Raw genomic sequence first — 14,644 nt, 5'->3', positions numbered from 1 at the left:
GAACCCGTCGGCGTATGCAGCTTAGCATGACTTGGATGGACCGCATCGCCCTGTTTCAACCGCTGGATTATGCCGCGTTGGCGATAATCTTTTGCGCCTGGCTGGCCATTGGCTGGCGCATCGAACATCCGAACCCCGCGAAACCCTCTGTGTCGCTGATCATGGCGCAATACCGGCGCGAATGGATGACCCAGATGATCACCCGTCAGCCGCGTATCTTCGATTCGCAGATGATCAGCACCCTGCGGCAAAGCACGGCTTTCTTCGCCTCTACCAGCATGATCGCTTTGGGCGGGACATTGGCGCTTTTGGGCAACAGCGAGCGTCTGTCCACGGTGGTCGAAGACCTTGCCCTGACCGAGCTGCCCACCGTGGTGTGGGAATTCAAAATGCTGCTGCCACTGTTCTTTCTGACCAACGGCTTTCTGAAATTCGTCTGGTCAAACCGGCTGTTTGGCTATTGTTCGGTGCTCATGGCCGCCGTCCCAAATGACCCCGAGGACCGCCGCGCCCCCCCGCTGGCGTCCAAGGCGGCAGAGATCAACATCACCGCCGCGCGCAGTTTCAATCGGGGGTTGCGATCGCTTTATTTTGCGCTGGCCAGTCTGGGCTGGATCGTCGGCCCGATCCCCCTCACCATCGCCGCTATGGTCACCGTCATCATCATCTGGCGGCGCGAGTTCACGTCACTGTCACGGCGCATTCTATTGGAAAATGAGCAAGGCTAGTCTATATGTCTGTTTTCAGACATTGGTGTATTCATGTACAAATTGATCCTTTCCATTCCGCTGCTGGTTGCAGCACAGGTCGCTGCGGCTGACCCGACCTCCATCAACTCGGTGCGCGTGTCGAAAGAGGGCGGCCTTTATAAATTCGACGTGACGATCAGCCATAATGATACCGGCTGGGACCACTTTTCGGACGCGTGGCGCATTCTGGATGCCGATGGCAACCAGCTGGCAATCCGCGAATTGATCCACCCCCACGTGGACGAACAACCGCTAACCCGTTCCCTGTCCGGCGTTGAGCTGCCCGCAGGCACGACAGAGGTCGGCATTCAGGCCCGCGATACGCAGTCCGGTTGGGGGAAGGAGATCAAGAAGGTCCAGATCAAGTAAGGTTTGGGCCCTGCCGGACCCCAGAGCTGGCGGATTTATACGCGGTGGTATGGGCCGCCCGACAGGATCGAGGCGGCGCGATACAGCTGTTCTGCCAGCATGACGCGCACCAGCATGTGCGGCCAGACCATCTTGCCGAATGACAGCGCATGATCCGCCTCGCGGCGTAGCTCTTTGTCGATGCCATCTGCGCCGCCGATGACAAAGCACAGATCCCCCCGCCCCTGATCGCGCCAGCCCCCTAGACGGTTGGCGAAATCCGGTGAGGTTTCGACCTTTCCTCGTTCGTCCATCACGCAGATCAACGACCCCGCAGGAATGGCACGGCGCAGCAACGCGGCTTCGGCGGGCATACCGCCATTTTTCTTATCCTCAACCTCGATCACGCGCGCGGGCCCTAGGCCCAGCGCGCGACCGGTTCGATCGAACCGATTCAGATAATCATCAATGAGGTCTTTTTCCGGTCCGGCGCGCAAACGCCCGACCGCACAGATGTGAACACGCATGAACCCTGCCTGAAAGGCAGCTTAATGCGGCATCACGGCTGGGGCTTCTGTGGTCATCCACATCTTCTCCAGCTGGTAGAATTCGCGGACTTCCGGACGGAACACGTGAACGATCACATCGCCTGTGTCGATCAGCACCCAGTCGCCTGTTTCCTTGCCTTCGACCTTGGGCGAACGGCCATAGTCGTCCTTGACCATCTGGGCCAGCTTTTCGGCGATTGCCGAAACCTGACGCGAAGACCGGCCGGAGCACACAACCATATAGTCGCCAATCGCCGTTTTGCCGCGCAGATCGATCTGCACAACTTCTTCGGCTTTGTCGTCGTCAAGTTGGGAAAGGATTGAAGCCAGCAGAGCGTCGCTTGTGGCTGTGTTTTGTTCAGCAGTCATCAGGGCTGCCTGCGGGGTAGCAGTCGGAACTGCATTTGAAAGCGTTGACAGGACATTGTCCTCCTTTAGACGCGCCGACAGTCCCCCGGCGCTGGGGATGTCCTAGAATAGGCACGCCGAAGTGAAATTTCAATGACAAGCGGCCATGACCGGCATTTACCGGCGCGCGCCAGTCGGGACCGTTCCGAGAGCCGCGACACCACCGCTTTGACGGGCCGCCCGTGACGCGGCCAGAGAATGGCACGCCCTGACGGGCAAACTCTTGTCCGCTGTGAATTTTTACTGACGGCACTGGCGTTGTCAGGGGGTACGACAACCACCCTCCTCGCAGCGCCATGAAGGTCTGGCCGATAGGCGCATATGCCATCTGTCCGGCTCGGGCTGGCAGTCGTGCCACAGCGTCGCAAAGCTGCCATGCGCCCGCGACAGGGGGATATGGCGGTTCGGGCGCAGTCACGACCGGTTCACGGCCCCGCTGATTCCCGCCGCTCATTCCTGTGTTGATCCGGCACCTGCACCCGCGCGGGACAGGGCGAGCTTGCTGTCGTCCAGAACCTTGACCTCGCGCTGCGGGAAGGGGATCGAAATGCCATGCTCCTTGAACGCATCCCAAAGCGCCAGATAAACATTGCCCCTGATATTGGTCAGACCGCCTGTCGGGTCCTTGATCCAGAAGCGCAGGATATAATCGACGCTGCTGTCCCCAAAGCCCACGATATGACAGACTGGCGCCTTGAAGCTCAGCACCCTCTCGACCCCGCTTGCGGCCTCTACCGCAAGCTTGCGCACCACATGGGGATCATCCCCGTAAGCCGTGCCGAAATAGATATCGAGCCGCACAAAATCGTTGGAGTGGGACCAGTTCACCACCTGACCGGTGATCAGGTCCTCGTTCGGGATCAGATATTCCTTCCCGTCCCGCGTCACGACAGAGGCATAGCGCGCACCCAAGGTCTGGATCCAGCCAAAGGTATCGCCAAGGCTGATCACATCCCCCGGCTTGATCGACTTGTCGATGAGGATGATGATCCCCGACACAAGGTTCGACACGACCTTTTGCAGGCCGAAACCAAGGCCCACACCAATCGCCCCCGACAGCACCGCAAGCCCGGTAAGGTCAATCCCGACGGCCTTGACCCCCATAAAGAACGCGATGCCATAAAGCGTCAGCTGTACGCCCTTCACCGCCAGCACCTGCATAGAGGGGCTGATGTCTTCGTTCTTGCGGATCGTGGCAGCGCTGGTCTGGCTGATGATCCGCGCCACAGAGAAGAACAGACCGATCACCACCAGCGCGGTGATCACCGTCAGCAGCGACAGCCGGAAATCCCCGATCGACAGCGCCACCGAATCCAGAAACGCCGAGACATCATCAACCACGTTCAGCGCATAGAGCGTGGCGTAGATCCACAGCCCCCATGTCACCAGACGCCGCATGGGGCGGTTGCGCACCAGCCGCGCCGCAAAGGCGATACAGACCCAGACCGCCACCAGCGTTGCGAATATGCCGATCAGATAGGACCGCGACGGCCAGGTGATGTTCTGCATCACCAGATAGACCGTCCCTGCCAGCAGGGCGAACCACATCAGCCCCAGACGCCGCTTGACCTGCACCACCATGCGCAGCTGCCACTTGGACCACCCCTCGCGCGAGCGGACCCAGTTTTGCAGCCAGTTGCCCGTGGCGTGATGCAGCCCCCATGATATCAGCGCAAGCCCGAGCAGGATGAACATCTGGTACTGACGCCAGCCGGGCTGCATCAGGCTTTCCGCCAATCCGATCCCCCCTGCGATCAACGCCTGGATACTCTCAAGGAAATGGGCAAAGGGGTCTGGGGTCATCATGAACTTTCAAGGCAACAAACTTGTACAGGGCTTCAATGGTGGGACAATCCCGCGCACCGCGCAAGAAGGGATACCCCCGTCCGTGCACAAGCACGTGATCCGATGCAGCCGCGCCACCACCGCGCCACCACCGCACACCGTCAGAATCCTTGATCACATGACCGAAAGCGTCTAGCTAAGCCGCTATGACACATGTTTCAGACGATCTGTTCGACATTTGCGACCGCGCCCGCTTGCGCGAACGCTTTTTCGGGGCAACCCACACCGTGCTGGCGCGACTATAAACGCCCGCCCGCGCCTTGGCGCTCGTCTTTCGTACACCCCTATACTTCGCTTACATAACATACGGGAGAGGACCACATGTCCCCCAAAACGCTCTATGATAAAATCTGGGATGCCCATGTCGCGCACGAGGCCGACGATGGCACCTGCCTTCTGTACATCGACCGTCACCTCGTCCACGAAGTGACCAGCCCGCAAGCCTTTGAAGGGCTGCGGATGACGGGCCGCACCGTGCGCCGCCCTGACCAGACCATCGCTGTGCCCGATCACAACGTGCCGACCACGCTGGACCGCGCCAACGCCGCGACAATGACCGAAGACAGCCGCGTTCAGGTGGCCGCCCTTGATACAAACGCCAAGGAATTCGGCCTGCACTACTACCCCGTGTCCGACGTGCGTCAGGGCATCGTGCATATCGTCGGCCCCGAGCAGGGCTGGACCCTGCCCGGCATGACCGTTGTCTGCGGCGACAGCCACACGGCGACACATGGTGCCTTCGGGTCGCTGGCCCACGGGATCGGCACCTCAGAGGTGGAACACGTGCTGGCGACGCAAACGCTGATCCAGAAGAAATCCAAGAACATGAAGGTCGAGATCACCGGCAAACTTGCCCCCGGTGTGACGGCCAAGGACATCACCATGACCGTGATCGGTGAAACCGGCACGGCGGGCGGCACCGGCTATGTCATCGAATATTGCGGCGAGGCGATCCGTGACCTGTCGATGGAAGGCCGCATGACCGTCTGCAACATGGCCATCGAGGGCGGCGCGCGCGCTGGCCTGATCGCGCCGGACGACAAGACGTTTGAATATTGCAAAGGCCGCCCCCACGCGCCCAAGGGTGCCCAGTGGGAAGCCGCGATGGATTGGTGGAAAACTCTGTATTCCGATGACGACGCCCATTGGGACAAGGTCATCACGATCAAGGGCGAAGACATCGCGCCAGCCGTCACCTGGGGCACCTCGCCCGAGGATGTTCTGCCCATCACCGCCAAAGTGCCCGCGGCATCGGACTTTACCGGCGGCAAGGTCGACGCAGCGAAACGCGCGATCGAATACATGGGCCTGACCGAAGGCATGGCGCTGACCGATATCGAGATCGACACCGTGTTCATCGGGTCTTGCACCAACGGCCGCATCGAAGACCTGCGCGCTGCGGCGGCGGTTCTGAAAGGCAAGAAGATCAAGGACGGCATGCGCGCCATGATCGTCCCGGGCTCCGGCCTTGTGCGGGCGCAGGCCGAGGAAGAAGGGCTTGCCGATATCTTCAAGGATGCCGGTTTCGAATGGCGCCTTGCGGGGTGCTCCATGTGTTTGGCGATGAACCCCGACCAACTGGCACCGGGTGAACGCTGCGCATCGACATCGAACCGCAACTTCGAAGGCCGTCAGGGCTTTAAGGGGCGCACCCATTTGATGTCCCCCGCGATGGCTGCCGCTGCCGCTCTTACCGGACGTTTGACCGATATCCGCAAGCTCGACGCGTAAGCGGCCAGCAGATCAAAGGACAACAAAACCATGAACAAATTCGACAAGCTTTCCGGGATCGCGGCCCCCATGCCGATGGTGAATATCGACACCGATATGATCATCCCCAAGCAGTTCCTGAAAACGATCAAACGGTCGGGCCTTGGCGTTAACCTGTTTGACGAGATGCGCTATGACCGCGACGGCAACGAAGTACCGGATTTCGTGCTCAACAAACCGCAATACCGTGACGCGCAGATTCTTGTGGCGGGCGATAACTTCGGTTGTGGCTCTTCGCGGGAACACGCGCCTTGGGCCATCGCCGATTTCGGCATCACCTGTGTCATCGCGCCCAGCTTCGCGGACATCTTCTACAACAACTGTTTCAAGAACGGCATCCTGCCGATCGCCCTGCCGCAAGAGCAGGTAGACCTGTTGATGAAAGACGCCGAAAAAGGCTCTAACGCGCGGATCGAAGTGGATCTTGAGGCGCAGACGATTACCAGCTCTGACGGCGAGGTCATCAGCTTCCAGGTTGACGCGTTCAAGAAGCACTGCCTGATGAACGGGCTCGACGATATTGGTCTGACGCTGGAAAAAGCGGCCTCTATCGACAGCTTCGAAACTGCCGCGGCGCAGGCACGCCCCTGGGTCTGACCCTCACGGGCCCGGCCCGACGGGCTGGCGCGCTTGACCTAACCACGGGTTGAGTTCTATACATGGTTGTGGGCACCGCTTTGTTGCCCACAACAGACCGCGGGTTGCGTCATTTTCGCCGCAGCTATGATGCAATATCGCACCACACCTGCGCTCAAAATGTCTCAGATCCGCGCGCATCGTCAGGAACGGGCTTGAGGAATGTGGCGAAAGAAGACACAATTGAGGCAATTCTGAGGCAGGCCTTCGACACCCGAGGGCATCAAGTTGGAACAAGTACGCGGCAAAGAATCGTGGCTGGCCAGTTTGGAAGGGTAGTTTTGTGATTGCACGTATATCCGGCGCGGCAGCGCGTGGCATTCTGGTAGCATTGTTGATTGCAACGCCCGCCCTCATGTTACCCGATGCGTTGAACGATTCCAGCCAGATCACAATGCTGGTGGCGCTGATCGCCTGTTTCCTCACGTTCATCGAATACAACTCGAACTTCCCCAGCATTATCGAATTCCGCGACGCGGCCCCCTTCAACCGGCTGCGCTATGTCTGCTTGCTGGTCACGATCATCCTGCTGACGTTGATCCTGAAGCAAAAGGTCAGCCCCTCGGTTCTGGGCGGTGCCATGACCTCTATCGGGACGATCCTTGGCAATGCGATGGATTTCCCCTTTTCGCCGGTGCGCATGATTGTCCTGATGCTGCCCGAAAGCGCCAGCGACGCGCTGGTGACATCGGTCCGTACGTCCGCGGGCATGGCCTATCTGATCTCGCTGATCTCGATGGGGGCGTTTCTGGTGCTGGTGCGCATCATGAATTGGCCAGTGCGTCAGGGGGCCTTTAACGTCTGGGTGAACCTGCCGCTCTTCGACCCGACCGCGGGCGGCGATGTCATCTATCGTCTGCAACGGGACGCACGGATCAATATCGCGCTTGGCTTCCTTCTGCCCTTCCTGATCCCCGCAGTAGTCAAAGCGGCGGCCGATCTGCTAGACCCGATTACATTGCAGAACCCGCACACCCAGATCTGGACAGTCGCCGCATGGGCCTTCCTTCCTGCCAGCATCATCATGCGCGGCATTGCCATGGGCAAGATCGCCGAGATGATCGAAGAGAAACGCCGTCGCGCCTATGCCGACGAGGCGGAGAAAGATCACGGCTTGCAGCCAGCCTGATCGCAGGCGTTCTGCTGGCCGCATCCCCCGCGGTCGCAGAGCCCCTGCGCATCGCCACCTTCAACACCGAATTATCGCGGGCCGGACCGGGTCTGCTGCTGCGCGACATTGCCAAAGGGTCGGACCCGCAGGTTACCGCTGTGACGCGCTTGCTGGAAAATGTTGCTGCCGATATCATCGTGCTGCAGGGGGTGGATTACGATCTTGGCGGCACAACGCTTGGCGCTTTGGCGGACAGGCTTGGCGAGGCTGGCCCCAGCTACCCCTACCGTTTCGCGCTGCCCCCGAATGCGGGACGGCCCACGGGTCTGGATATGGACGGCGACGGTAAAACGGGCGGAGCGCGCGATGGTCAGGGCTATGGCCGCTTCTTCGGCGCGGGCGCGATGGCGATCCTGTCGCGCTATCCCGTGCTGCGCACCGACGTTCAGGATTACAGCGATTTCCTGTGGCGTGACCTGCCCGATGCGCTGCTGCCGCAGACGGCCAATCGCCCCTTCCCCTCTGCCGCGGCGCAAGAGGTGCAGCGGCTTGCTTCGCACGGGGCATGGGTCGTGCCCCTCGACATCCCAGATCAAGCGCCCCTGACCCTGCTGACCTTCTATGCCACGCCCCCTGTGTTCGACGGACCAGAGGACCGCAACGGCAAACGCAACCATGATGAAATCCTGTTCTGGGATCACTATCTGGCGGGCAGCTTCGGCCCGCCGCCAACAGACCGTTTTATCCTGCTCGGGGATGCAAATCTTGATCCGGCGAAAGGCGAAGGGCTGCGCGCCGCGATCCAGACGCTGTTGAATCACCCCGCGCTGCAAGACCCGCTAGCGGGTCAGCCCACCGTCACCTTCGACGGTTTGGGCGATATGCGTGTCGACTATCTACTGCCCTCAACCGACTGGCGCATCGTCGCCGCTGGCGTGACCCGCGACCCTGCTGCCAGCCGCCATGGCGTGGTCTGGGTCGATCTTGACCGCTAGCCGTTCTTGACCCCTCTGGCTCCCCGCGCTACCCCGCTATCAACGTATTTTTCAGGAGACATCGCATGGCCAACCCCACATTGCTAATCCTCGCCGGTGACGGCATCGGCCCCGAGGTCATGGGCCAGGTTGTTCGCATCATCGACTGGTTTGGCGACAAGCGCGATCTGGCCTTTGACGTGGATCACGATCTGGTCGGCGGTGCCGCCTATGACAAACACGGCACCCCCCTGCATGACGACACGATGGCCAAAGCACTGGCGGCGGATGCTGTTCTGCTGGGTGCCGTTGGCGGGCCGAAATACGACGAACTTGATTTCAGCGTCAAACCCGAACGCGGCCTGCTGCGCCTGCGCAAGGAAATGGACCTGTTTTCGAACCTGCGTCCGGCACAGTGTTTCGACGCGCTGGCGGATTTCTCCTCGCTGAAGAAAGACCTCGTTGCCGGGCTCGACATCATGATCGTGCGCGAACTGACATCGGGTGTCTACTTTGGCGAACCCCGCGGAATTTTCGAGGAAGGCAACGAACGCGTCGGCATCAACACTCAGCGCTACACCGAATCCGAGATCGACCGTGTCGCGCGGTCAGCCTTTGAACTGGCACGTCGTCGGGGCAACAAAGTCTGCTCGATGGAGAAAGCCAACGTCATGGAAAGCGGCATCCTGTGGCGCGAAGTCGTGCAGAAAGTGCATGACGAAGACTACCCCGATGTCGAGCTGTCCCACATGTACGCCGACAACGGCGCGATGCAACTGGTGCGCGCGCCCAAGCAGTTCGACGTGATCGTCACCGACAACCTGTTCGGCGATATCCTGTCCGATTGTGCCGCGATGCTGACAGGCTCGCTGGGGATGCTGCCCTCTGCCTCGCTGGGTGCGCCCAATGCCGATGGCCGCCCCAAAGCGCTGTACGAGCCCGTCCACGGCTCTGCCCCCGATATCGCGGGTCAAGGCAAGGCGAACCCCATTGCCTGTATCCTCAGCTTTGCCATGGCGCTGCGCTATTCCTTCGACCAGGGCGATGAAGCCGCGCGTCTGGAAAAAGCCGTTGAAAAAGTGCTCGCCGATGGGGCACGCACCGCGGATCTGATGGGCCCCGAAGGCGGCTCACCCATCTCGACCTCCGAGATGGGCGACGCGATCCTCGCCGCCCTGGACGCGAGCGTGTAAGACATAAAGCGCAGCCCTGCCGGATGACCGGCGGGGCTGCTTTGCTTTCGCCGGACGCATCAGAAGCTGCCGCATGCCGCAGCCACGCCCGTCGAAGCGGGCCTAAGCGAATGCAGCAGCCGTGACCCTATCCGCGCCCCTGCCGGCGCAGAAACAACGTCGCCAGAGTGATCACCGTCGCCATGGCAATCACACCGAGATACCGTTCGTACAGTCCATCGACATCGGTGGGTAGCATGAAAAAAACCGGTGCCGAGACGGTCCAGAGCGCGGAGAGACCGACAAGAATTCTGGCGTATATTGCACCGCAGCAGCGCGCCCCTTCTGACATGGACCACGGCAAGATCGCCATAAGAAGGCCAAGAGCATAGACCAGGTAGCTATGGATCACGACGCCATCGTTGTCGTTGTCGCCGTATTCATTCCGCGCGCCAACAAGGAAGACGATCAGCCCCAAGACGGTGAAGCCCACGATCCCGACGCTCCAGCGCCAATTGCCCAGATGAATATGCGCGGCAAGTAAAGCGACCGATATCAGTGAAGCCGAAAACGCATAGATGCCGATATCGACAATATATTCATATTCACCCGCGCCAAGATCGCTGATGGTGTCGGCGATCCAGTCGTGGCCCGGAACAACAAAATCCGCGATCAGGATCATCACCGAAAACAGGATGCAGCCAAATATCGCGTACCACGCAAGGAGGCGCACGAGCCCGGGCCTTTCTCGAACTGCTGCGTCGCCGGTTTCGTTCTCCATGTACAATTTACCTTTTAAAAATGAAAAATTCCGATCGTAAGCTTTTCGTAAGCTTACGCTGGTCATGAGCACGCATCTAAATCTGCGAAAGCTCTATTATGGCCTCTGTGAAGACCCTTTTATCCCGGCTAGCCGTTCTGCGTGAACGGATAAGCATCTCCCCCGTGCTGCTGACCGTTCTTTCCATCGCATTCGTGTTCAGTGTCGATAATAGCACATTCTGGAACATCTCAAGGGATGTCTTCTCGGGGCACCTATTGTCGCTCGTGGGCTTTATGGGGGCTGTGTTCTTTTTGACGTTGGCCGCCTTCAGCCTTTTCGCATACCCATGGACGGTTAAACCGTTTCTGGTCTCGATGCTCATACTGGCCGCCATGACGTCTTATTACGTCGATACACTTGGCATTATCGTTGACCGCGATATGATCCAGAATGTCATGGTGACCACCGTCGCGGAATCCCGGCATCTGATAACACCTGGCTACATCACCCATATTATTGTCTTCGGTGTGTTGCCCGCGCTCATTGTGATGTGGGTGCCCATTCGACCCCAGACGCGGATCAGGGCGGCTGTAACGCCGATAGTGACCTTTGTTGTCAGCCTTGCATTGGCCGCAGGGTTGCTGATGTCAGACCTGAAATCCTATGCGTCGATCCTGCGCGAGCGGAAGGATTTCATGAGCAGCTACCAGCCCGGCGCCCCGTTGGTAGGCGCGATCCGATACGCCAAGATGATGTCGCGTTCGGCCAATCTGGTCCTCACCAGCACCGGAACGGATGCAAGGGGCGGTTCTGCCTATGACGCGCCGCAAAAGCCTATGCTGACCGTTGTCGTTGCGGGGGAAACCGCGCGGGCGCAGAATTTCAGCTTGAACGGATACGGCGTCGACACGAACCCAGAGCTGTCCAAGCTGCCAATTATCAACTTCAGCAATATCCAGTCCTGTGGCACTGCCACGGCGGTGTCACTGCCTTGTATGTTCTCAAAATACAGCCGAGATGACTACAGCTTTGAAAAAGGCACCTCGACCGAGAATGTGCTAGATGTCTTCGGGCATGCCGGGCTGCAGGTCGAATGGTGGGACAATAACACCGGCGACAAAGCGATTGCCGCACGTTTCAAGACGCGCAGGTTCAACGATCTGACCGACCCGGAGTTCTGTGCAACGGGTGAATGTATCGACGGCATATTCCTTGAGCCGTTGAAAGACTACATCGCATCGATCAAGCAGGACACGGTCTTGGTTCTGCACCAGATCGGCAGTCACGGGCCGACCTATTATCAGCGCTATCCGGCGGCATTTGAACGCTTCACACCCGCATGCCGTACGGCGGAGTTCAAGAAATGCACCCCGCAGGAGATCACCAATGCCTATGATAACACCATCGCCTATACGGATCAGATCCTTGCCCAGACGATAAAAATGCTTGCCGCGAATGAAGCTTTGGCCACGTCACTGCTTTATGTGTCCGACCACGGTGAATCGCTTGGCGAACGCGGGCTGTATTTGCACGGGGCACCCTATTTCATGGCCCCGGACACGCAGACCCATGTCCCGATGCTCCTATGGATGTCAGACGCATTCCGAACCCGCTTTGGCATCGATGAAAGCTGTGTGGCGGAACAGAAGGACAAGCCGCTGTCACACGACAACCTGTTCCATTCCCTACTTGGGATGCTCGACATCAACACCGCAGAGCGTAACCCCGATCTGGATATCTTCGCTTCCTGCAAAACAAATACTGAGGTGGCCAAGATATGAAGCCGGAAATTATCAAACCGCTTGAGAAACCCGAACGCGTTACGGGGGTCGCCCATCTGTTTGCCGCTGCGGGCTATTCGATTGGCGGGCTGCGACGTCTTTGGATGGAAACCGCGTTCAGGCATATCATTGTGGCGCTGCCAGTCGGTAGTGTTCTGCTCTACATCCTGGATGCGGGTGTCGCTGATTTTCTGGTCTTTCTGGTCCTCTTTTCCGCTCTTGTCGCGGTCGAGGCTCTGAATACGGCGATCGAATGCATCGTCGACCACCTCGCTCCACAGTGGGAAGTTTTCGCCCGTGATGCCAAAGACCTTGGTTCGCTCGCGACCATGTGTTTGCTTTTCGCGAACGGTTTTTTCATGGCTGTGGTCGCTTTGCGCTATTTCGGGATGGCCTGAGATATGCCGATGAACCGGTCGCAGAAAATAGAATGCCCTAAGCCTGAAACTATGATCATGTCAGCGGCAGCCGAATTGGCTAAGCCGCGTCTGGGAACTGGACAGTAACATTATGCGCATACTCTTGATCGAGGATGAAAAAGCTTTGGCGCGGCCGCTGAAAGAGCATCTGGAGGCGGATCGTCACATTGTCGAATGGTTCTGCACCCTGGACGAGGCAGACGCCGCGCTGCGTACGCTATCCTATGATGTGGTACTTCTGGACCTGCAGTTGCCTGATGGCGACGGGTTGGATTTTTTAAGCAAGCTGCGGGCAAAGGCCATACGCACGCCGATCCTCATTCTCACCGCCCGCGACAAGGTGTCGGACCGGATAGAGGGGTTGAACAGGGGGGCTGATGACTATGTGATCAAGCCTTTTGACCTAGATGAGGTCAAAGCGCGCATCCATACCGTCTGTCGACGCAGCGCCAACCAGTTTGCCCAAACGGTTCAGCTGCACGATGTGGTGGTCAATCTGTCCGATCACACCGTCATGCGCGCTGAACAGCCCGTACGTCTGACCGCTAAGGAATGGGGTGTCTTCGAAACGCTACTGCGCCGCAAACCCCAGATCGTGCCGAAGGAGAGCCTTGAAGCTGCCATCTATGACTACGGCGAAGAAGTCGAAAGCAACGCGATCGAGGCACATATCAGCCGTTTGCGCACGAAATTAGGCAAAGACCTTATCGCCACGCACCGTGGTTTAGGCTACGCCTTGACGTCATGACACGCCGCCACAAAAGTCTGGTTCAGTCGCTGCTTGGATCGCTGCTTGTGCCCGGGCTGGCGGTGATGGTGATTGGCGTTTTGATCGTCCAGCATATCTTCAAGGACGAGTATGACGAGCTGCTTGATGCCAGCCTGATTGGCAAGGCGCATCTCTTGGTGGAGTTCATCGAAACGACCCAAGGCGACGCGGGCTTTGACGTGGGCGGCTTGCTGGATTTTGAAAGCAAACTGCGTAAGCCGGATGAACGCGCGTTGATGTGGTATCTGGATCCGGATGGTCAGGTCTACGCGCAGTCAAAAAGCGTTGGTGCTTTCGCGCTTCCCACGCCATTGGCCACCGGGCTAAGCACCGCCGCCGGGCATCGCTTTATCATGCTCCGTTCAGATCAGCCCGAGACGGGCAGCGTCGTTGTGGCCGAGCCGATGGTGGAACGCAATGAGGCGATAACCGATGTGGTGATCGCTGTGGCGATCGGTTTTGGCCTGTTGGGGGCGCTTTTTGCGTTATCCTCCTTCTGGGCGGTTCGACGATCAGTCGCGATGATTGCCGAGCTCAGCCGGAACATCGCAGAAAAGAACGAACACAACCTTTCTCCGATTGAACGCGAGAATGTCTTTTCCGAAATAACCCCGGCGATTGATACGCTTGATGGGCTCATGGGGCGACTTGACCGCGCCATCACCGCAGAACGTGCCTTTGCCACGAATGCCGCGCATGAATTGCGAACGCCCGTTGCCATTTGTCTGGCGCAGGCGCAGCGGCTGCGGGCAAAGCTGAGCGACCCCGCAAAGATCGACAATATCGTCGAAATCGAAACAGGTCTGAAGCGGCTTGAGCGCTTGATCGAGCGCCTATTGCAATTATCAAGGGCGCAATCAGGACTGGGCCTCAATGCGGTCGCGACGGATGTTTCCCCGGTGATCACGCTTTTGATGTCCGAGATGCGCAGCCGAAGCCGCACCCCGGGAAAGATCGAATTGAAGTTTCCCGAAACACATTTTTTAACGCGCGTTGATCCGGATGCCCTTGGGATCATCCTGAACAATATGTTCGACAACGCCCTGAAGCACGCTAGCGGCCCTTTGCCCACGATTGTAGACGCCAGCCAATCGGGGAGAGTTGCCGTCGTGAACGATTGCGCCCCTCTCTCACCTGCGGACCTCGACCGCATAAAGCAGCGGTTCAACCGGCGTGGCGCGCTGTCAGACGGATACGGGCTGGGACTGTCGATCATACAAGATCTATGCGCCCAGTCCGGATGCCAACTTGAAATTTACGTACCCCGGGAACTGAGCCCGCGCGGTTTTGCTGCCGTCTTGCGCCTGCCCGAGACGACGAACGGCCTAAGGTGACTTTCCCCAACTGATCC

16 protein-coding genes are annotated in these 14,644 nt (G+C 58.9%); 12 read left to right on the top strand and 4 right to left on the bottom strand.

Features of this window, described 5'->3' with window-relative positions; translation table 11 throughout:
* Nucleotides 1-26: 26 nt before the first annotated feature.
* Both AADW22_RS03055 and AADW22_RS03050 read left to right on the top strand, forming a co-directional pair.
* On the top strand, nt 27-728 hold the full coding sequence (locus tag AADW22_RS03055) for a DUF599 domain-containing protein (RefSeq protein WP_037954554.1): 702 nt from the start codon (nt 27-29) through the stop codon (nt 726-728).
* A 33-nt stretch (nt 729-761) separates the two neighbouring features.
* Complete coding sequence (locus AADW22_RS03050) at nt 762-1,118, top strand: hypothetical protein (protein WP_064216286.1); 357 nt, start codon at nt 762-764, stop codon at nt 1,116-1,118.
* A gap of 35 nt (nt 1,119-1,153) precedes the next feature.
* Here AADW22_RS03050 and rlmH read toward each other — a convergent pair whose 3' ends face one another.
* The 3 genes from rlmH to AADW22_RS03035 all read right to left on the bottom strand — a co-directional run bounded on the left by rlmH (nt 1,154) and on the right by AADW22_RS03035 (nt 3,859).
* Nucleotides 1,154-1,624 (bottom strand): 23S rRNA (pseudouridine(1915)-N(3))-methyltransferase RlmH, encoded by a 471-nt coding sequence (rlmH, locus tag AADW22_RS03045; protein WP_009825853.1) that lies wholly within the window; start codon nt 1,622-1,624, stop codon nt 1,154-1,156.
* Between the two features lie 21 nt (nt 1,625-1,645).
* The gene (rsfS, locus tag AADW22_RS03040) at nt 1,646-2,014 is read right to left on the bottom strand and encodes a ribosome silencing factor (protein WP_005851034.1); all 369 of its coding nucleotides are present in this window, start codon (nt 2,012-2,014) and stop codon (nt 1,646-1,648) included.
* Nucleotides 2,015-2,503: 489 nt separating this feature from the next.
* Entirely contained in the window at nt 2,504-3,859 is a 1,356-nt protein-coding gene (locus tag AADW22_RS03035; protein ID WP_005851033.1) for a mechanosensitive ion channel family protein, read from the bottom strand.
* Nucleotides 3,860-4,044: 185 nt separating this feature from the next.
* On the opposite strand from AADW22_RS03035, the gene AADW22_RS03030 reads away from it, so the two are divergent.
* The 6 genes from AADW22_RS03030 to leuB all read left to right on the top strand — a co-directional run bounded on the left by AADW22_RS03030 (nt 4,045) and on the right by leuB (nt 9,582).
* Nucleotides 4,045-4,143 (top strand): hypothetical protein, encoded by a 99-nt coding sequence (locus AADW22_RS03030; RefSeq protein ID WP_037942997.1) that lies wholly within the window; start codon nt 4,045-4,047, stop codon nt 4,141-4,143.
* A 76-nt stretch (nt 4,144-4,219) separates the two neighbouring features.
* Nucleotides 4,220-5,629, top strand: coding sequence for a 3-isopropylmalate dehydratase large subunit (gene leuC, locus AADW22_RS03025; RefSeq protein ID WP_037942994.1), 1,410 nt, complete (start codon nt 4,220-4,222; stop codon nt 5,627-5,629).
* A 30-nt stretch (nt 5,630-5,659) separates the two neighbouring features.
* Nucleotides 5,660-6,265, top strand: a complete 606-nt coding sequence (gene leuD / locus AADW22_RS03020) for a 3-isopropylmalate dehydratase small subunit (protein WP_407474235.1) — start codon at nt 5,660-5,662, stop codon at nt 6,263-6,265.
* A 322-nt stretch (nt 6,266-6,587) separates the two neighbouring features.
* Nucleotides 6,588-7,433 carry a hypothetical protein gene (locus tag AADW22_RS03015; RefSeq protein ID WP_005851026.1) on the top strand — a complete coding sequence of 282 codons (846 nt, stop codon included), beginning with the start codon at nt 6,588-6,590 and terminating at the stop codon, nt 7,431-7,433.
* Nucleotides 7,434-7,444: 11 nt separating this feature from the next.
* On the top strand, nt 7,445-8,410 hold the full coding sequence (locus tag AADW22_RS03010; RefSeq protein ID WP_407474573.1) for an endonuclease/exonuclease/phosphatase family protein: 966 nt from the start codon (nt 7,445-7,447) through the stop codon (nt 8,408-8,410).
* 65 nt (nt 8,411-8,475) lie between these two features.
* Entirely contained in the window at nt 8,476-9,582 is a 1,107-nt protein-coding gene (gene leuB, locus AADW22_RS03005) for a 3-isopropylmalate dehydrogenase (protein WP_340244465.1), read from the top strand.
* Nucleotides 9,583-9,709: 127 nt separating this feature from the next.
* Here leuB and AADW22_RS03000 read toward each other — a convergent pair whose 3' ends face one another.
* Nucleotides 9,710-10,342 carry a DUF998 domain-containing protein gene (locus AADW22_RS03000; RefSeq protein WP_407474234.1) on the bottom strand — a complete coding sequence of 211 codons (633 nt, stop codon included), beginning with the start codon at nt 10,340-10,342 and terminating at the stop codon, nt 9,710-9,712.
* Nucleotides 10,343-10,440: 98 nt separating this feature from the next.
* Between AADW22_RS03000 and AADW22_RS02995 the strand changes: the two genes are divergently transcribed.
* From AADW22_RS02995 to AADW22_RS02980, 4 genes are all read left to right on the top strand, one after another.
* A complete protein-coding gene (locus AADW22_RS02995; protein WP_407474233.1) occupies nt 10,441-12,105 on the top strand; it encodes a phosphoethanolamine transferase in 1,665 nt (554 codons plus the stop codon).
* A complete protein-coding gene (locus AADW22_RS02990; RefSeq protein ID WP_407474232.1) occupies nt 12,102-12,503 on the top strand; it encodes a diacylglycerol kinase in 402 nt (133 codons plus the stop codon). The genes AADW22_RS02995 and AADW22_RS02990 overlap by 4 nt, the downstream gene beginning before the upstream one ends.
* Nucleotides 12,504-12,615: 112 nt before the next feature.
* Complete coding sequence (locus AADW22_RS02985; protein ID WP_037964708.1) at nt 12,616-13,272, top strand: response regulator transcription factor; 657 nt, start codon at nt 12,616-12,618, stop codon at nt 13,270-13,272.
* The gene (locus tag AADW22_RS02980; RefSeq protein ID WP_407474231.1) at nt 13,269-14,627 is read left to right on the top strand and encodes a sensor histidine kinase; all 1,359 of its coding nucleotides are present in this window, start codon (nt 13,269-13,271) and stop codon (nt 14,625-14,627) included. The genes AADW22_RS02985 and AADW22_RS02980 overlap by 4 nt, the downstream gene beginning before the upstream one ends.
* The last annotated feature ends 17 nt before the right edge of the window (nt 14,628-14,644 follow it).

Source organism: Sulfitobacter sp. PM12, assembly GCF_045586035.1.
Taxonomy (GTDB): Bacteria; Pseudomonadota; Alphaproteobacteria; order Rhodobacterales; family Rhodobacteraceae; genus Sulfitobacter; species Sulfitobacter pontiacus.
The sequence above is the reverse complement of the archived record's forward strand: the minus strand, read 5'-3'. Positions and strand labels throughout refer to the sequence as shown.